This is a genomic window from Dickeya parazeae Ech586 (assembly GCF_000025065.1).
GTDB lineage: Bacteria > Pseudomonadota > Gammaproteobacteria > Enterobacterales > Enterobacteriaceae > Dickeya > Dickeya zeae.
Genome location: NC_013592.1, coordinates 924,814 through 942,187 on the forward strand (window position 1 = coordinate 924,814; position 17,374 = coordinate 942,187).

Consider the following 17,374-nt stretch of genomic DNA (forward strand, 5'->3'; position numbering starts at 1 on the left):
ACCCGCGCCGGGCTAAGGGGTCAGCAGCGTTTTCCCTTCTTCGTGGCTGAGATGACGAAATAACAGGCAACTCAGCGGTAATCCGGTGCCGAGCAGTAACAACAGCAGGCTGAAATGGTTGATGTTCAGTAGCGGTTCCCATTGGGAAAACAGCCGCAACGCCGGGAAGGTCAGCGCCATGCTGAGCATAACGGCAATCAACTGACTGAGGATCATGATGTTATTGCCGCTGTTGTAGGTGTCGCTGCACAGGTGGCAGCAGGCCAGCGTACTTTCCGCCGAGTGCAATAACGCGGTCATCAGGCCGATAGCAACAGCGCAGACGCCAATCACCGGCAGTAAGCGGTGCTGAATGGCGAGGCCGAGCAGCAGCACCAGTGCTGAGGCCAGCAGCGTGCCGTACATCAGCACATGGCGGTAACCCAGCCAGCGAATCAGCGGTTCGAACAGCAGCTTGGCCAGCAGCGCGCCGAGGGAAAACAGCAACATGATGAGGCCAGCGGTCGCGGGCGGCAGCCCGAGCGAGGTCTGAACCACCAGTGATATCACTACCGGCAGCGAGGCCAGCAGTAAGCGGGTGAGCACGCCACCCCATACTCCGACATAAAAAGAACGGATGCTGAACAGGGACACCGGCAGCAGCGCTTCGCGCCCCGGCAGGTCACTGCGCAAGTAAAATAATGTACAAAGCGTACAGACAAGCCCTAACAGCACGATCACCGGCAGCGACAGCAGGTGTCGCGGTGCCGCGGCCAATAACAGGGTTACCGTCAACAGAATGCCGACCAGTGGCAGCAGGTGACGCATCGACACCCGGCAGGTGCTGACGCGGGTGCTCGTATCCGTCGGCAGAATGCGCCACGCCAGCCACAGGCACAGCAGCGCCAGGGGGACCGGTGCGATAAAAATAGCCCGCCAGGATAACCCGTCGGTCAGCAGGCTACCCAACAGCGGGCCCGTCAGGGTGCCGAACATGCCGAGCAGGGTCATACGGTTAAGGAAGGACAACCGGGTATCGGCGGGGGTGTATCGCAGCACTTGCGTGCGGATCACCGGCAACAGTAGTGCACCGCCGGTTCCCTGAATAAATCGCCCCAAACCCAGTTGGAGCGCGGAGTCGGCATGAAAGCACAGCAGCGCGCCGCCGGTGAAGATGGTCAGGGCGGCGAGGCACGTACGCCGCTCTCCCAGATGCTGGCTCAGCCAACTGTTAATCGGGGTAAAGGCCACGACGGTGATGACGTAAGCCATGACGATCGGTTCCATACGCAAGACGGGCTGGTGCAGCGCACGGGCTATCGCTGGTACGGCGACGTACAGCATGGTGGTGTCCAGCGATTGCATGAAGAACGCCGCTGAAGCCAGCCAGAAGAGTGCGCGTGGGCCCGTCATAGTCAGGCTACCGTCATCTGACCGGCGTACAGCACGAACAGCCGCAGCAGGAATACGCCCAGCAGCGTCAGGCTGGCGGTAAGGCGCGGCAGGAACGCGATACGGCGTTGCATCGCCGGTACACTGCCTGCCGCCAGCGGCACCAGCATGCCGACGCCGATAATACCGATCCAGAACACGCCGCCCCAGAATCCGCTTAACGCTACCTGTGCCGCGACCGATTTCTGCCCACCGCCTAATAACAGGCCGGTAAAAAAGGCAAAGAGCAGAAACAGTTCGACCAGCGCGATCGGCTTTTCCAGTTTGTGCAGCAGATGCAGGGTGTGCGGGCAGTATTGCTGGCTGCTCGCTGAGGCACCGACCATCATCAGTACCGCGACGCCGGAGGTGACGCCGGACACCAGAAACAGCACCGGCAGTACCGGGTTGTTCAGCAGTGGAAAGGATTTCAACGCCGAGAGCAGAAAGCCGGTATAGCAACCGAGCAACAACGCCAGCACCAGCAAGACATTTTCTACCGGACGCAGGTAGCGAGTTACCCAGGCGATAACCCGGTTGAGCACCGCGTGCAACGCGCCCGGCAATCGGCGTTCACTCCAGGCCAGCAGCGGTTGGCGATACAGGCTGGCAATCCACAGGAACATCACCAGCATGTACACCTGAAACAGCATCACCCCCAGCGACATGATGGAATGGGGATTATAGAACACCATCAAATACCAAAAGGTAATGGGGCGGGCGAGGTGGAAAATCAGGATCACCAGCCCGATGATGACCGACAGCGGCGCGATGATCGCCGTGGCGGCTATCAACGGATTAGTGTGTTGATTTTCTGCGGGCAGATAGCGGCGAAACAGTAACGTCAACACCATCATTCCTGAGGAAATTCCCACCAGCAGCAGGTAAACGGCGATAGGCCAGTCCCATACCAGCGAAGAAAAGTGAAAGGCGTTATGCATGATCGCTTTCTCCGTATTTGCCCGGTATGCGGTAAAGGTTAGGGCCGGTACCCAGGTAGACTTTGCTGCGGTAGATAGGGTTGCTTTTGATCATTTTCGAAATATCGCTGTCCGGATCGTTGAGATCGCCAAACACCAGCGCTTTGGTCGGGCAAATTTCGACGCAGGCCGGTTTCTTGCCTGCCGCCAGATTGGTTTCCCGACAGAAATTGCATTTATCTGCGGTGTTGGTTACCGGGTTGATAAAACGCACGTGGTATGGACAGGCGGCGATGCAGTAGCGACAACCGACACAGCGTTTGTCGTTAACATCGACAATGCCGGTCAGCGCATCTTTGAATGAGGCTCCGGTCGGGCAGACAGACACACAAGGCGGGTTATCGCAGTGCTGGCAGGACTGACGGAAGAACTGTTTAATGGGTTTAGTGGTATCGGTGGCGGGGATATCGACGGTTTGTATGATATTCAGCCGGGTGACGCCATCCGGCACCTGATTGGTTTTACGGCAGGCGGTCATGCAGGCTTTGCAGCCGATACAGCGCAGCTCGTTGTGCAAAATGCCGTATTTAACCGGTCGCACCCCGGAGGACGGTAATGCCGTTTCCTGTGCGGCCACTGGCAGGCCACTGCCGGAAACGGCCAGTGCGCTGCCCATAATGGCAATAAAACGGCGTCGGGTATAATTTTCCATAAAATAACCTTTCAGAAAGCAAATATCGGTTTGCAGCTATCACGCTCTGCGCGGCAATAAATCGTTTTTATTTTCTTTTCACTGGGCATGAATACACGCAGTGAATAACAACAATGCTCGTTTCTTAGAAATCAGAAGATGTTTTAAAAATAATGAGTATTAAAAGATCAGACATCTTGATGGAAATAATTGGAGCATGTGCACCTGGCGGGATATGTGTCACGCTTCACATTTAATTTTTTGTATATCCGGATAAAAATAATTGCAAAATACGATAACTGGCGAGGAATCTGTTATTATTTTCGTGAGTTTTATTATTAATGTTATTTTTGTTGTTTGCTTTTGTTATCAGCATGTCTTTTTTGATTTATGCGGAAAACATCTCTTTAGTCAAAATGAATAAAAATGATGTGGCGCAATAATTTGATAGCGCGGTACGTTATTTTTGTCGATACATAAAAAGCGAAAAATAAAAACGCCTCGGACGAGGCGTTTCAGCGCAATGGCGATCAACTGATTAATGGTTATCGACTGATTAATGGCTATCTACCGGTTAATGACTGCCAACCGATGATGGCTTCAACTGACGGTCCAGAAACTGAAGCACTTTCTGCATGATTTCTGGCTGTACCCAGTAAATACCGCCATGCTCCGCGCCTTTCACCACGTAATAGGTGCTGTTGATGCCGTGGGCAATCAGCGCTTTGTGTAGCATTTCGGTCTGGTGGGGGGAAACCACCGTATCGGCGCTACCGTGCATGATTAAAAAGGGCGGTGTGTTCTTGCTGATATAGTTGATCGGGTTGGCGACAGCCGTTTTTTCCGGGAAGCGGGTAATCGGGCCGCCTTCATTGAATACAGAAGTGCCGTTGACCCAGATAGCCTCGGTCGAGGACGCCGAAGCGTGTTTCTGCACCACCTCATCCGGGAAGCCTTCACCGACGCGGGTCAGGTCTGACAGGCCGTAGAAGTCGATCACCGCTTGTACCTGGCTGCTTTGGTCAAGGTGTTCACCGCGATCAAATTGCTTGTCGCCGTTGCTGGTACCGGCGAACGCCGCCAGATAGCCACCGGCTGAGGCACCGAACACCGCCACATGACTGGCATCGATGCCGAATTTACCCGCATTAGCGCGCAAGTAACGAATGGCGGATTTCACGTCCTCCAGCGGGGCCGGGAACAGTACGGTGGGTGCCACGCGGTACTCCATGCTGGCGACCACATAACCCGCTTCCGCCATTTTCAGCCGTTGCTGGATATAGTTGTCTTTATTGGCGTTAATAAAGCCGCCACCGGTGATGAACAGCACGGCGGGCTGCGGTGATTTGGCTTCCGGCTGGAGAATATCCATTTTCAACGCGACGTTAGCATAGCCGCGCATCGGTACCTGAGCGTAAACCACGTCGGAAATCAGTTTAACCGACGGCTGACGTGGGGTCAGGGTCAGTTCATGTGAGTTGTCTGCTGCCATCGTATGGGGAACCTGAGCGGTTGCGGTAATGATGATAGAAGACAACAGTATCATTTTGAGGGGTGGGGTACGCATGAATTATTCCTTAAAAAATTATTTTCCGATCATGGTTTTTGAATCAATATGCAAGCAGGTGGATGAGCATGGGGTACAGTCAGGATGCAGGCTAGCATGGTGATTATTAATACAAATGTGCTTAATCTCACATTAGTATTTTAACAAATTCATATAATTAATATTCGATAAGGTTATAAATAAAAATAATCATGATAAGTATCAAGCGAGCACTTTATTACCATGAGTTGGTCCGCAAAGGGAGTTTTACCCGTGCCGCCAAATCTCTCAATATCTCTCAGGCCTTTCTTTCTCAGGAAATATCCCGACTGGAACAGGAGTTAGAACGAAAACTGATTAATCGCACCACCCGCCAGTTTGCGTTAACGCCATTCGGCGAAGCGTTTGATGAAAAAATCAAACCGCTGATTCGCGAGTATTATGACGTAGAGCAATTTGTGCAATCGTACGAAGAAAGTCAGGATGGTGCCCTGATGGTCGGGGTGATTCCTATCTTCAACCGGCTGAAATACTACGATGTCTTTACGTCATTTCAGAAACAGCACCCGAATATCGAATTATCGTTTATTGATGGCGTCAGCAGCGACCTGTTGGAAAAGGTCAGACATGCCGAGATTCATGTGTCGCTCTCCACGCCATTTGATGATTACTTGCAGGATCCGCTGTTTAATCACACCATCTTTCTGGATGACAATCTGGTGGCGGTGATGGCTGCCGATCACCCGCTGGCAGGGCAAGACAGCCTGACGTTGCACCAGTTGGCGCAGGAGCGGCCGATTGTGCCGCAAAAAGGCACCGGTGAACATGCGGCGGTGTCGGCAGCGTTCAATCGCGCCGGTCTGGAAGAAACCTGCTTTCGCGAGTGCAGCAATCTCGACATCATTATGGATCTGGTGATGCACCACGGCGGCGTTGTCTTTCTGTGTACCTCGGTGGCGGGGAGCCTGAAGGGGTACGATATCGCTATTCGCCCGGTCGCCACGCCGATCATCCGTACGTTTGCTGTCAGCTATCTCAAGCGCAGCGCGGGCATTCCGATGGTGCGCCGTTTTCTGGATTTCATGGAACGCCATCACCCGACGCTACGTGGGTAACGGCTGATGCATCGGCTTATCCGTTATCGGGCGCGATGAGCGCCCGAGCGGGTTTAGCGCACGACCAGTGTGGGGGCAATACGAACGGTGTCACCGTGTTGTGCCTCACCGCGTAACACCTGTTGCAGATGGCGTATCACGTGCTCCACCAGCAACTCAACCGGCTGACGCACCGTGGTCAACCGGTAGCCTTCCCAGGCGGCCTGCGGGGTGTCGTCGCAACCGATCACTTTACAGTTCGCGCCACCGTTGAGCCGCAGAGCATCCAGCGCGCCGAAAGCCAGCGCATCGCAGGCGCAGAACACGCCTTCCACCGAGGGGTATTGTTGCTGTAACTGGCACATGGCGCGGTAGCCGCTGTGATAGGCGTAATCCGGGTTATCGGCGACGATCGGCTCCGGCAAGCCACGGCTGAGCAGACGCTGGCGAAAGCCTGCCAGTCGTTCCAGCGAGGCTTGTCCGTCCTGACGACCGGCGATGTAGGCCAGCCGGGTGAGTCCTTGTGACATCAGGTAGTCGGCCGCCAGTTCACCGGCCAGTCGGTTATCAGACAGTACGGCGGTGACGGTTTCACGCTTATCTTCACGTCCCATCAGCACCATCGGCAACGACAACTCCAGACAGCGTTCAGTGGTTTCTTGCGATAAGCTACCGGCAGAAATAATCGCTGCCTCCACCTGCCACGACAATGCCTGTTGCAGTCTGGCGCGGATGTCGCAGTGCTCGGTGACGCTGACCAACATCGGCACCAGCCCGTGTTGTTGCAGCGCTTGCGTCAGCAGATTAAACAGCCAGGGCTGGAACGGATTATCGAATTCCCCCATCACCACCGCCACGATGCCGGAACCTTGTCGCCCGGAATTGACCAGCGCGCGTGCTAGTGCGTTGGGGCGATAGCCGAGTGCATCGGCGGCTGCCAGTATCCGAGAGCGGGTTGCCTGGCTGACTTTTCCCGGCGCGGAGTAGGTACGCGACACCGCTGAGGGGGAAACGCCCGCGCTACGGGCAACATCAATCGAGGTAATGCGCTTCTTATTCATGTCCAGACCCTCCGATGATGTGCCAGTGGCCGTCATGACAGTGCGCCCGGTCACCCTGTTCGGGGAGAAAAATAGCGGACGAGGCGGCGATAGCTTGTTGCAGTGCCGCTTTTTGCGACTGTTGCACATGGTACAGCCCCAGTTGCGCACCCGGTTTACGCGCCAGCGTCTGCACCTGCGGCCAGTTGCCGTGCCAGGCGTTGCCGGTTGCCTGCGGTGAAAAACATTCCACCAGCGCCAGGTCTGCGCCTGAAAGTAAGTCGGCGCTTGCTGCGGTGAGCTGACCGTCACCGCTGTAGAACAATGACCCTTGTTTACCGCTAAGATACAGCGCCCGGTTGGGGACCGAGTGGCGGGTCGGTGCCGTCTGACAATGCCACGGCCCCAGTTCGCTCAGGCTTTCACTATCCTGCCAGTGAAGGGTAAACAGCGGTCGGCCCGTAGGCCAGAAGGCGAAATCCGCCAGTTGGCGCAATTGCTGTTGCTGCGCACGCGGAGCGATGATCGTGAGCGGTGCGGTACGCCCGCAAGATTCGCACCAGTTAAGCCAGGTCGTCAGGCCAAGGACATGGTCGGGGTGGGCGTGGGTAATATAGATGGCGTTGAGGTCATCTGGTGCGGTCTGGCGTTGCCACAGTGCCTGCGGTACCGTCGGGCCGCAATCCACCAGCAACTGGAACCCGTTTTCGCTGACCCGTATCGCGGCGTTAACCCGTTGGCTGTCGTAGGCTTCGCCGCTGCCAAGAATATCAAGCTCCATGCACAGTCTCCTGTTTCCCGGTATGCGCGGGTGAGGGTAAACGCTGTCCATCGATATCAAACCAGTGGCAGCGTTCCGCTACCACCTGCAACGCCAGCTCCTGACCGATACGCGCCGGGATGCGGCTTTCCACCACCAGTTTGATGCAGGGCTCATGGATGATATGGCCGTGCAGGTGATATTGCGCCCCCAGATTTTCCACCAAGTCCACCTGAAAGGTTGAGATACTGCTGGTTATCTCAAAGGCGTCCGGGCGAACGCCGAGGGTCACCGCGCGTTCGTCGCGCACCAGTCGTTGCAACCACGGCGATAATGTTTGACCGGACGACAACTGAAAAAAGTTCATTTCCGGTGTGCCGATAAACCCGGCGACAAAGGTCGTGGCGGGCTGGTGATACAGCTCTTCCGGTGTGCCGATCTGCGCGATACGTCCTTCGTGCAATACCACGATGCGATCGGCCAGCGTCATCGCCTCGACCTGGTCGTGGGTGACGTAAATCATGGTGGCGGCTAATTGTTGGTGCAGTGCTTTTAACTGCACCCGGGTATGAGTGCGCAGTTTCGCGTCCAGATTAGACAGCGGTTCGTCGAACAAAAACAGGCGCGGTTTACGCACGATGGCGCGACCAATCGCCACCCGTTGGCGTTGCCCACCGGAAAGTGCACCAGGTTTACGCTCCAGTAGCGGTGTGAGTTGTAGCATCTCTGCGACCTGTGCCACTTTCTCGGCAATGACATGGCGTCGTTCACCGGCCATCTTGAGCGCGAACCCCATGTTTTCCGCCACGCTCATGTGCGGGTAAAGCGCATAAGATTGAAACACCATCGCCATTTCTCGCAGACCCGGCGGCTGGCGCGAGATATCGTCGTCACCCAGCAGAATCTGGCCGCTGTCTTGTTCTTCCAACCCGGCGATGGTCCGCAATAGGGTTGATTTGCCACAGCCGGATGGGCCGACGAACACCACCAATTCCCCCTGCCGGATATGCAAATCGATGTCGTGCAGCACCGTCTGGCGACCGTAGCGCTTGGTGACCTGATGTAATCGTAATTCACTCATCCGCGAATCCTATTTCTGGCTGACGGCAAAGCCGCGCAGCAAATAACGTTGAACAAAGCCCGCCACCAGCAATACCGGCAGCGAAGACAGCAACCCGATGCTCATCAGTTCTCCCCAGTAGATCTGGTTTTCAGTCATGAAGTTGGCGATAAACAGCGGCAGCGTGAATTGCTGTGGGGTTTGCAGATACAGCAGGGCGAACAGAAATTCGTTCCAGGCCATGATCAGGGTGAAGATCGCCGTGGCGACCAGACCGGGAGCACACACCGGCAGCACGATGTAACGCAGCCGTCGCCACAGCCCCGCACCGTCCATCGCGGCGGCTTCTTCCAGCGACAGCGGCACATCGCGGATAAAACTGAGCAGCATCCAGATACAAAACGGCAGGGTGTAGACCTGATACGCCAGCATCAGCCCGGCCAGGCTGTTGAGCAGGTGCAGCGATTTGAGCAACGAATACAGCGGGATGGCCACCACCATCGGCGGCATCATCTTGATCAACAGCACCAGCAGCAGAAACAGGCTATCCAGCCGTGCCGGAAAGCGGTGGCGTGCCAGCGTATAGGCAGCCATAAAACCGGTTATCAGCGATAACGCGGTGGCCCCCGCCGCCACCCAGAGGGTATTAAACAGCCGCGCGCCAACGCCATTATCCAGCAGACTCTTGAGGTGAGTGAGCGTCCACTGTTGCGGCCAGAACGGACTGGAAAGGCTGGAGAATTCCGCGGTGGACTTAAACGCCGCTGCCACCATCCACAGGATCGGTAAGGTGAAAAACAGCAACGCGATAGTCAGCGCCAGGGCACGTAGTGCCGTCAGCCAGTAAGGGAGTCTCATGCGCTTTTCCCTCCACGCAGTAACTGCCAGGCGTAGACCAGGCTCATGGCCGCAGCGAACAGCAGCATGATGACTGCCCCCGCGCTGGCGAGCCCCAGATTAAAAAACTTGAAGCCTTGCTGATAGATGTACAGCGACAGGGTTTCGGTCGCATAACCGGGCCCGCCGCCGGTCAGAGCGTACACTTTGTCGAACAGCTTGAAGGTGTCGATGGAACGCAGCAGCAGCGCCAGCATGAGAGGCTGGCGGATAAGCGGCAGCGTGACGTACCACAGCCGTTTCCAGCCATTGGCTCCGTCGCTTTGCGCCGCTTCTAGTATGTCTTTGGGGATGCCCTGTAACCCGGCGAGAATGATAAGACAGGCCATCGGCGTCCACTGCCAGATATCGACCAGCATCAGCGACCACAGCGCCAGATGCGGACTGGATAGCCACGGTTGCGGCATCAGCCCCAGTGCGGTCAGGCAATTATTCAGCAGGCCAAAATCGTAGTGAAACCACACGCGCCAGATGGCTGAACACACCAGTGTGGAGATCATCATCGGGTAAATCAGCAGGCTCAACACCCACTGGCGACCGGGAAAATGGCGGTACAGCAATAACGCTAATACCAGCCCCAGCAGCACCTGCAACAGTGAACTGCCGAATGAAAACAGCAGGGTGTTTTTCAGACTGGTGGTGAAGAACCAGTCGTCGAACAACTGGCGATAGTTCTCCAACCCGACCCAACTGCGGCTGGCGGCGGCATAATCGACCTTGCTGAAGGAGTAAAGCAGCATCTGGCCGATGGGGTAGAGCGTCAGCAGTAGCAGCAGCGTGGCGGCGGGCAGGAGCAGCAGCCAGCGTTGCCAGCGGGAGTCAAAATGCATGGGGTGTCCTTGCGTGGGCGGACCGTGGCCCGCCCGAAAACAGTCATGTTGATGCGTGTTACTTCGCTACGTGTTACTTCAGTCCGTATTACTTCAGGACCTGTGCGATCTTTTGATTAGCCTGTTCTAACGCGACCTTCGCTGGCATTTGATCCATCAGCGCCAGTTGCAGGTAGTCGCCGAGGATGCTTTCCACTTCCTGCCAGTTGCGGATACGAGGACGCGCCTTGCCCGCTTCCAGTGCTGCCAACTGTGCCGGATACCAGCGGTATTTCTGCACCACTTGCGCATCTTGGTAGACGCTGCGGCGAGTCGGCGGCAGTCCCAGCTCCAGCGCCAGCGCTTTCTGGTTTTCCGCGCTGGTGAGGTAGCTCAGGAATTGCTGCGCCAGTTCGCTGTGCTGGCTGTTTTTGGCAATAGCCATCTGCCAGATGCCCAGCATTGGCGATGGGCCGACGTTTTGCCCCGGTGCCGGTTGCAGCGTCATTTTGCCGACCACTTTAGATTTGTCGGCGTCGTCCAGTGTGGCAGCCCAGGCTGGCCAGACTTCGATCGCCATCGCCGCTTTACCTTGCTCCATCGCCTGACGAACATCGGCGGCGTTGTACACCTCAACCCCGGTCGGTGCGAAGGCTTTCAGCGCCTTGAGGGTATTGAGCGCCTGAAGCGCTTGCGGGGAGTCCAGCGACGCTTTGCCGTTGGTGATGACGTTACCGCCGTAGGCCCACAGCATTGGCATAAAGCCGGAAACAATCGGGTTGCCCTTCATGCCACGGAACACCACGCCAGAGACGCCCGGCTCCTGCTGTTGCAGGGTTTTGGCATCGCTCAGCACCGCGTCCCAACTGGCGGGGGCTTTGAGCTGGTGTTTATCGAACAGATCCTGACGATAAGCAAACATCGCCACGTTACCGACCACCGGCAGGCTGTATGCCGGACCGCTGTTTTCCGGCACGCGTGAGACATTCAGCACCGCCGGAATGAAATCGCTGCTTTGCAGGCTTTCCGGCAGCGGTTGTAGCCAGCCATTACCGGCGAATTCCGGGCTCCAGCTGTCGTCCATCAGCATCAGGTCGTAGGATGAGGCGTTTTCCCGCAGGGAAATCACCAGTTTTTCATACAGGTTGGCGTAGGGCAGTTTCAGCAGTTCGATCTGCTTGCCAGGGTGCTGCTGCTGGAAACGGGCCAGCGTACTGTCGAGCGCTTTGCCATAAACGTCATCGCGTCCGGCGATGACCAGATCAGCGGCCTGCGATGTCATGCTGCATGCCAGACCTACGGCAAGCAACAGACGGGAAAGGGAAGTCTTACTGTGTGAGTGAGTGGTGTTGCCAGACATATTTTTGCCAAACATATTCTTGCCAAACATAGTGAGCGCCTTTTGTCAGGAGTGCATACGTTTGCACAGGCGCTATCTTTGGTGACAAGGATGACAAAAACATGAAAGCAGGATGAACAATCGGAGATCCGGCCGCGGTGAAGGGAAGCCGACGACTCGGCTTCCCTGACGTGGTCAGACTTTTTTCGGCAGGCGGGCGAAACTCACCATCAGTTGGACACCGTTAATCAGCACCAGCAGTGCAGTCACCAGAAAAACCCAACGGTAGCCCAATGTAGCGGAAACGGTGGAACCTAGCAGCGGGCCGACCACGTTGCCCAAATACATACAGGACTGGTTATAACCGAAAATGCGTCCGGTGACCTGCTGGCTGCTGTATTTGACCAGCAGCGCCTGCACGGCGGGCATCAGCGCACCGTCGGCGAACCCTAACGCGAAACGTAAAATCCCAAGCTGAACGGAGCTTTGCACCGCCGACATCAGGAAAAACAGCAGTGCGCACAGGAATAACGCGACGATCAACACCCGTTGGGAACCGATGCGATCCCCCAGTTTGCCGAGGCGGGGGGCGGACAGCAGCGCCGACACACCCGGTACGGCGGCGATAATCCCGCTGATAAAGGCAATGTTATCAATGTTAGGCGACAGATCACGGATAAACAGCGTCAGAATAGGGCTGATGGAGCCGTTCGCCATCTGAATCATCATAGTGGTGACGCACAGACTGATAATCAACAGCGGGTAAGGCAGCGAGGCAAATACCGCCCGGCCGCTGAGCTGCGCCTTTTTACTGACGGTAATCGCGTTTTCGCGGACAGCGAACAACGTAATCAGAAAACAGATAAACAACAGGGCGGAGGTGATGAAAAACACCATGCGTAAACCGATGGTATCGGCCATAAAGCCGCCAAGCAACGGCCCAATCAACACCCCGGCGACTTGCCCGGTCGACAGCGTGCCAAGCGCCCAACCGCTGCGGCTGCGTGGTACCTGCGAGGCAATCAGCGCCATGGCATTAGGAATATAGCCGGAAGTCAGCCCCATTAGGGTGCGCAGAATAAACAGGTGCCAGACGTTGGTGGCCATACCTTGTAGCGCCATGACGATAGACATACCGAGTGCGGCACGCAGCAACATCAGCTTGCGGCCTTTGCGGTCAGCCAGGCTGCCCCATAGCGGCGCGACAATCGCAGAAACCAAAAACGAAGAGCTGAACACCAGACCAGACCACAAATTCAAGGCAGTGTGGTCACTGACCCCAAGGTGTTCGATATAGAGCGGCAGAAACGGCAGTATCTGGCTCATTGCCATGCCGGTAAAAAAGCATCCCAGCCAGGCGGCGAAGAGGTTGAGTTTCCAGGTTTCCATAGGGCAGGTTTACATCGTCAGTAAAAGGCCGGGGCAAGCGCGCCAGTGCCGCGCTGAATTACGCAGCCCCGTTAGTATGGCCGTTTTTGTCTTAGCCGGGAAATAATTTTATAGATCAAAGAATAATCCAAACCCGGATAGTGAGGTGTTTTTGGTTGCAAAAAAGCGCTGCTAAATGGAGGGAATGAACAGGCGGCGCGACCGGGGGAAACGGGAAAACTAAAACGTTATTCTGGTTTTTTGTGATTGCCATCACAAAAGTATTGCGTCTGAATTCAACAAAACGTACAATCTTTTACCAGAAAGTTCACAAATAAGTCGTTAACCAAGGTGATGAACGTGCGTAAATTTCTGAGAAGACTGCTGATCGCTTATGTCAATGCTTACAAAGACATCCCGCCGGGTGCCATGCATTAATTGCCTAAGCAGACCAAGATACTAATAAGAAGGCCGCTATGATAGCGGCCTTCTTGTTTTCGTCGGGTATGAGCCTGGTCATGCTTATGTATAAGTTCCTGGGTTATTGCGTTATGGCTGGACGCAGCGTTAACACGCACGTTTTGCTACTCTCGCTTAAATGGCTAATAGATAGGCAAGATGTTTGATATTATCAATCCAACAACTGCAACAGGCTATGCTTACAATGTCACCAGTTCTCAACGATAGCGGGAGTTTTGATATGGCGATTCTTCCTATGTCATATAGTCCTGCCACTATGGCGCGGGAATACCGGAAAATTGGCGAAACGAGTGTAAACGGTCGGGCTGTGGATATTTATATTCACAATGATCAACACCATGCCGTTGCCATATATGGCGAACCCGATGATGTTGCTGGTGATTTAAGGCATGTTGTGGTGGCAAAGATTGACCTGAAATCCCGTAACAGCGACGACGAAACCGAAACCATTCTGGCTGTCATCGGTTATTACGAGAATTTGCAGCCGATGAATGCGCATTCTGCGCAGGTTGAAGGCGTGATTGTCACCAAGCGCGAACGAAATGCCAATGTCGCCAGTGCTATGTATAAAGCACTCATTAATGACGGTATTGTGCTGGTAAGTGATAACCTGCAATTCCCTGGCGGGAAGGCACTGTGGGCGCGTATGGCACGTAAAGAGATCGGCATTGATGTGTTTGTGTTCGACTCAGAACGACGTGCTTTCTGGCCGTATGACGGCGAGCGGGTCCGATACGATGGACACAGTATCCCAGAGAGCGACATCTGGAGCCTTGCGCCGAATGAATCACGAAAAGGGGTTGTACTGGTGGCTGAACGCAAACGAGACAAATCAGCAGCCTGATGTAACCTCAACCTACGCAAAAAATTGCAATATTTACATTGTGATAGTTCACCTTGTGATAGTCAGAAGGCCGCTATGATAGCGGCCTTCTTGTTTTTCGAGCGGGTTGTTACTGCATGCTGATGCGGTTAGCGGCGCACAGCCTGTGCAATCGCTTCACCCAGTGCTGCGGTATTACCGTTGCCGCCGAGGTCTTTCGTTAATGGTGCGTTGCCTGGGCCTTGCTCCAGCACACGCTCAATGGCGCTGAGCACCGCGGCCCCGGCGTCGTCATGTCCCAGATGTTCCAGCATCATCGCCCCGCACCAGATTTGGCCGATGGGATTGGCGATACCTTTACCGGCGATATCCGGCGCTGAGCCATGTACTGGCTCAAACAGGCTAGGGAAGGTGCGTTCCGGGTTGATATTGGCCGAAGGCGCAATGCCGATGGTGCCGGTACAGGCAGGGCCAAGGTCGGACAATATATCGCCAAACAGATTACTGGCGACCACTACGTCAAACCAATCCGGGTGTAGCACGAAGTTGGCGGTGAGAATATCAATGTGGTATTTGTCGACCTTCACCTCGGGATAGCGGGTGCCCATTTCGGCGACGCGGCTGTCCCAGTACGGCATCGTGATAGCGATACCGTTGGATTTGGTGGCGGAGGTCAGGTGCTTTTTCGGGCGCTTCATCGCCAGGTCATAGGCAAATTTGAGGATGCGATCGACACCAACGCGGGTCATCACCGTTTCCTGAATCACCACCTCGCGCTCGGTGCCAGCGAACATGGTGCCACCGACGCTGGAATACTCGCCTTCGGTATTTTCACGCACGATATAAAAGTCGATATCACCAGGCTCGCGACCGGCCAGCGGCGCTTTCACCCCCGGCATCAGGCGGCAGGGCCGCAGGTTGACGTACTGATCGAACTCACGGCGGAATAACAGTAGCGACTGCCACAGCGATACATGGTCCGGCACCACGTCCGGCCAGCCTACCGCACCAAAGTAGATGGCATCGAAGCCTTTGAGCAGCGTAAACCAGTTATCCGGCAGCATCTTGCCGTGCTGGAGGTAGTAATCAGCGCTGGCAAAATCAAACCATTCCCACTCTAGCCGGATATTAAACAGCTCGGCAGTACGGGTAAGAACGCGTACCCCTTCCGGCATCACTTCCTTGCCGATGCCGTCGCCGGGGATGACGGCGATACGGTAATGCGGTTGAGACATGGCAACTCCTGAACGTTTTTTTGAACGATTGCACTCGGATAACAGAAAGTGTATTTACTTTGCCTGACGTAAACAATTTCGCTTCTGGTAAAGGCATTGTTGAATAAAAGAGAAGAATAGATGCGCTCAATTGACGATTTACTGTTCTTTAGCCGTATCGCCGCACTCGGCAGTTTGACGGCGGTGGCGCGTGAAAGTGGGCTGTCGCTCCCTGCTGTCAGCAAACGCCTGACGCAACTGGAGCAACGTCTGGGCGTGCAGTTGATCAGGCGTACCACCCGCCGGTTGGATTTGACGCCGGAAGGTCAGCTATACGCCGAAGGCGCCTTGCCGATCCTGCATGAAATCGAGGAGCTGGAAAGTCAGGTACGTCGTAATCAGCTTACGCTGCGTGGGCGATTGACCGTGAATGCCTCGTTCGGTTTTGGGCGACGCCACATCGCGCCGCTGATTTCCGAATTTGCCCGCCTGCACCCGGAACTGGAAATGCAGTTGCAGCTCACCAGCCAGCCGCTCAACATGCTGGATGCCGGTGTCGACATTGATATTCGCTTTGGTGCACCGCCAGACTCCCGACTGGTCGCACATCGGTTGATGGCAAATCCACGGGTACTGTGTGCCTCACCCGCGTATCTGGCGCGTTGTGGTACACCGAAAACCGTGGCGGACCTTGCTGAGCACAATTGTCTGGTGCTGCGTCAGTACGAGAGCGATTACGGCTTATGGCGTTTTTATCGCGACGGCCACGAGTTTACCCATCGGGCTTTCGGCAATCTTTCTGCCAACGATGGTGAGGTGATCATGCGCTACGCGCTGGACGGACACGGCATTATTTTGCGTTCGTTGTGGGACGTGCGCTCCTGGCTTGGTAACGGGAGGCTGGTGGCGTTATTACCGGATTACATCATGCCGGAAGCGGATATCTACGCGGTTTATCAGCAGCGGCGGCATGTACCGGCACGCATTTCAGCGTTTATCGCCTGGCTGAAACAGTATTTACCACAACGGGAAGAAGGCGGGCAGCGCCTCCCCAAAGGTGGAGAGGCGCACGGTATTACTGACGAACCAGACGACCGGTAGTGGCTTCAGTTTCAAAGTCGCTACGGAACGGGTTGATGTCCAGGCCGCCACGACGGGTATAACGGGCGAACACGGTCAGTTTTTCCGGTTGGCAGTAACGTTTGAGGTCATTAAAAATGCGCTCGACACACTGCTCATGGAATTCATTGTGCTGGCGGAACGAAATCAGATAACGCAACAGTGCTTCCCGGTCGATTTGTCGACCTTCGTATTTGATCACTACGCTGCCCCAGTCCGGCTGATACGTGACCAGGCAGTTAGATTTCAGCAGATTGGAACACAGGGTTTCGGTGACGTGCGGCGCATTGTCACGCACCGCGTGCTGTAAATAATCAGGATTAAAGCCGTAATCGTTCACTTCAATATCCAGCTCGTCGATGTTGATGCCGGGCAGGGTATCGATCTGTGATGAATAACCGGTCAACCCCGGGTACAGCGTGACCTTAACATCGCCATTGGCGGCAGCGGACAGGTCTTTGATCAGGGTGGAGTGTACTTCGCCGATATCCTGAAAACGGGTCTGGTTAAAGCTGTTGAGGTACAGTTTGAACGATTTGGATTCGATCAGGTTTTCCGAACTGGCCGGGATAATGAATTCAGCAATACCCACCAGTGGTTTTCCCTTGCGATTGAGCCACGACAGCTCAAAGGCCGTCCACAGATCGTAGCCGTCAAACGGCAGGGGTGAACCGGTCAGGCCTACCAGATCACGGCCACGGGCGCGCGGTAGCGCTTCGAGCAGTGTCGGGTCGTATTTGTCCGGGTAGCTGGAGCGCACCCCCAAATGGGTAATGCTATCGTTTTCTGTAATATGCATATCGC

At 55.4% G+C, this 17,374-nt stretch carries 17 protein-coding genes; 4 read left to right on the forward strand and 13 right to left on the reverse strand.

The genetic code is table 11. The features are described 5' to 3' along the window. Positions 1-12: 12 nt before the first annotated feature. From DD586_RS04195 to DD586_RS04210, 4 genes are all read right to left on the reverse strand, one after another. Positions 13-1,392: an MFS transporter gene (locus DD586_RS04195; protein WP_012883568.1), complete on the reverse strand. Its 1,380-nt coding sequence runs from the start codon at positions 1,390-1,392 to the stop codon at positions 13-15. A 2-nt stretch (positions 1,393-1,394) separates the two neighbouring features. Beyond that, positions 1,395-2,351 carry a cytochrome c nitrite reductase subunit NrfD gene (nrfD, locus tag DD586_RS04200; RefSeq protein WP_012883569.1) on the reverse strand — a complete coding sequence of 319 codons (957 nt, stop codon included), beginning with the start codon at positions 2,349-2,351 and terminating at the stop codon, positions 1,395-1,397. Continuing rightward, entirely contained in the window at positions 2,344-3,042 is a 699-nt protein-coding gene (locus DD586_RS04205; RefSeq protein ID WP_012883570.1) for a 4Fe-4S dicluster domain-containing protein, read from the reverse strand. Before DD586_RS04205 ends, nrfD begins: the two co-directional genes overlap by 8 nt. Before the next feature lie 553 nt (positions 3,043-3,595). After that, positions 3,596-4,588, reverse strand: a complete 993-nt coding sequence (locus tag DD586_RS04210) for an alpha/beta hydrolase (RefSeq protein ID WP_012883572.1) — start codon at positions 4,586-4,588, stop codon at positions 3,596-3,598. A gap of 191 nt (positions 4,589-4,779) precedes the next feature. Between DD586_RS04210 and DD586_RS04215 the strand changes: the two genes are divergently transcribed. Beyond that, positions 4,780-5,682 (forward strand): LysR family transcriptional regulator, encoded by a 903-nt coding sequence (locus DD586_RS04215; protein WP_012883573.1) that lies wholly within the window; start codon positions 4,780-4,782, stop codon positions 5,680-5,682. Between the two features lie 53 nt (positions 5,683-5,735). Here DD586_RS04215 and DD586_RS04220 read toward each other — a convergent pair whose 3' ends face one another. From DD586_RS04220 to DD586_RS04250, 7 genes are all read right to left on the reverse strand, one after another. Then, complete coding sequence (locus tag DD586_RS04220; protein ID WP_012883574.1) at positions 5,736-6,722, reverse strand: LacI family DNA-binding transcriptional regulator; 987 nt, start codon at positions 6,720-6,722, stop codon at positions 5,736-5,738. Further along, the gene (locus DD586_RS04225; protein ID WP_012883575.1) at positions 6,715-7,482 is read right to left on the reverse strand and encodes an MBL fold metallo-hydrolase; all 768 of its coding nucleotides are present in this window, start codon (positions 7,480-7,482) and stop codon (positions 6,715-6,717) included. Before DD586_RS04225 ends, DD586_RS04220 begins: the two co-directional genes overlap by 8 nt. Beyond that, complete coding sequence (locus DD586_RS04230; RefSeq protein WP_012883576.1) at positions 7,472-8,542, reverse strand: ABC transporter ATP-binding protein; 1,071 nt, start codon at positions 8,540-8,542, stop codon at positions 7,472-7,474. Before DD586_RS04230 ends, DD586_RS04225 begins: the two co-directional genes overlap by 11 nt. A 9-nt stretch (positions 8,543-8,551) precedes the next feature. Continuing rightward, positions 8,552-9,379 carry a carbohydrate ABC transporter permease gene (locus DD586_RS04235; RefSeq protein ID WP_012883577.1) on the reverse strand — a complete coding sequence of 276 codons (828 nt, stop codon included), beginning with the start codon at positions 9,377-9,379 and terminating at the stop codon, positions 8,552-8,554. Beyond that, positions 9,376-10,248, reverse strand: coding sequence for a carbohydrate ABC transporter permease (locus DD586_RS04240; RefSeq protein WP_012883578.1), 873 nt, complete (start codon positions 10,246-10,248; stop codon positions 9,376-9,378). The genes DD586_RS04235 and DD586_RS04240 overlap by 4 nt, the downstream gene beginning before the upstream one ends. An 88-nt stretch (positions 10,249-10,336) precedes the next feature. Then, positions 10,337-11,617 carry an ABC transporter substrate-binding protein gene (locus DD586_RS04245; RefSeq protein ID WP_012883579.1) on the reverse strand — a complete coding sequence of 427 codons (1,281 nt, stop codon included), beginning with the start codon at positions 11,615-11,617 and terminating at the stop codon, positions 10,337-10,339. Between the two features lie 144 nt (positions 11,618-11,761). Then, positions 11,762-12,955, reverse strand: coding sequence for a multidrug efflux MFS transporter (locus tag DD586_RS04250; RefSeq protein ID WP_012883580.1), 1,194 nt, complete (start codon positions 12,953-12,955; stop codon positions 11,762-11,764). A 333-nt stretch (positions 12,956-13,288) separates the two neighbouring features. Between DD586_RS04250 and azuC the strand changes: the two genes are divergently transcribed. Next, on the forward strand, positions 13,289-13,372 hold the full coding sequence (gene azuC / locus DD586_RS22440) for a stress response protein AzuC (RefSeq protein ID WP_146214194.1): 84 nt from the start codon (positions 13,289-13,291) through the stop codon (positions 13,370-13,372). A 217-nt stretch (positions 13,373-13,589) separates the two neighbouring features. Further along, positions 13,590-14,258 (forward strand): hypothetical protein, encoded by a 669-nt coding sequence (locus DD586_RS04255; RefSeq protein ID WP_228669741.1) that lies wholly within the window; start codon positions 13,590-13,592, stop codon positions 14,256-14,258. Between the two features lie 128 nt (positions 14,259-14,386). Here the strand turns inward: DD586_RS04255 and DD586_RS04260 are convergent, their stop codons facing one another. Then, entirely contained in the window at positions 14,387-15,472 is a 1,086-nt protein-coding gene (locus DD586_RS04260; RefSeq protein ID WP_012883583.1) for a tartrate dehydrogenase, read from the reverse strand. 120 nt (positions 15,473-15,592) lie between these two features. On the opposite strand from DD586_RS04260, the gene DD586_RS04265 reads away from it, so the two are divergent. Beyond that, positions 15,593-16,552 (forward strand): LysR family transcriptional regulator, encoded by a 960-nt coding sequence (locus tag DD586_RS04265; RefSeq protein WP_012883584.1) that lies wholly within the window; start codon positions 15,593-15,595, stop codon positions 16,550-16,552. Here the strand turns inward: DD586_RS04265 and queF are convergent. Continuing rightward, positions 16,527-17,369: an NADPH-dependent 7-cyano-7-deazaguanine reductase QueF gene (gene queF / locus DD586_RS04270; RefSeq protein WP_012883585.1), complete on the reverse strand. Its 843-nt coding sequence runs from the start codon at positions 17,367-17,369 to the stop codon at positions 16,527-16,529. The genes DD586_RS04265 and queF overlap by 26 nt on opposite strands. Between the last annotated feature and the right edge of the window lie 5 nt (positions 17,370-17,374).

Bases quoted from the DNA above. Each gene is read 5' to 3' on its own strand.
- DD586_RS04255 (WP_228669741.1), top strand. From the start codon at position 13,590: ATGCTTACAATGTCACCAGTTCTCAACGATAGCGGGAGTTTTGATATG.
- DD586_RS04195 (WP_012883568.1), bottom strand. From the start codon at position 1,392: ATGACGGGCCCACGCGCACTCTTCTGGCTGGCTTCAGCGGCGTTCTTC.
- DD586_RS04215 (WP_012883573.1), top strand. From the start codon at position 4,780: ATGATAAGTATCAAGCGAGCACTTTATTACCATGAGTTGGTCCGCAAA.
- nrfD (WP_012883569.1), bottom strand. From the start codon at position 2,351: ATGCATAACGCCTTTCACTTTTCTTCGCTGGTATGGGACTGGCCTATC.
- DD586_RS04250 (WP_012883580.1), bottom strand. From the start codon at position 12,955: ATGGAAACCTGGAAACTCAACCTCTTCGCCGCCTGGCTGGGATGCTTT.
- DD586_RS04235 (WP_012883577.1), bottom strand. From the start codon at position 9,379: ATGAGACTCCCTTACTGGCTGACGGCACTACGTGCCCTGGCGCTGACT.
- azuC (WP_146214194.1), top strand. From the start codon at position 13,289: ATGAACGTGCGTAAATTTCTGAGAAGACTGCTGATCGCTTATGTCAAT.
- DD586_RS04230 (WP_012883576.1), bottom strand. From the start codon at position 8,542: ATGAGTGAATTACGATTACATCAGGTCACCAAGCGCTACGGTCGCCAG.
- DD586_RS04225 (WP_012883575.1), bottom strand. From the start codon at position 7,482: ATGGAGCTTGATATTCTTGGCAGCGGCGAAGCCTACGACAGCCAACGG.
- DD586_RS04220 (WP_012883574.1), bottom strand. From the start codon at position 6,722: ATGAATAAGAAGCGCATTACCTCGATTGATGTTGCCCGTAGCGCGGGC.
- DD586_RS04260 (WP_012883583.1), bottom strand. From the start codon at position 15,472: ATGTCTCAACCGCATTACCGTATCGCCGTCATCCCCGGCGACGGCATC.
- DD586_RS04205 (WP_012883570.1), bottom strand. From the start codon at position 3,042: ATGGAAAATTATACCCGACGCCGTTTTATTGCCATTATGGGCAGCGCA.
- DD586_RS04265 (WP_012883584.1), top strand. From the start codon at position 15,593: ATGCGCTCAATTGACGATTTACTGTTCTTTAGCCGTATCGCCGCACTC.
- queF (WP_012883585.1), bottom strand. From the start codon at position 17,369: ATGCATATTACAGAAAACGATAGCATTACCCATTTGGGGGTGCGCTCC.
- DD586_RS04240 (WP_012883578.1), bottom strand. From the start codon at position 10,248: ATGCATTTTGACTCCCGCTGGCAACGCTGGCTGCTGCTCCTGCCCGCC.
- DD586_RS04245 (WP_012883579.1), bottom strand. From the start codon at position 11,617: ATGTTTGGCAAGAATATGTTTGGCAAAAATATGTCTGGCAACACCACT.
- DD586_RS04210 (WP_012883572.1), bottom strand. From the start codon at position 4,588: ATGCGTACCCCACCCCTCAAAATGATACTGTTGTCTTCTATCATCATT.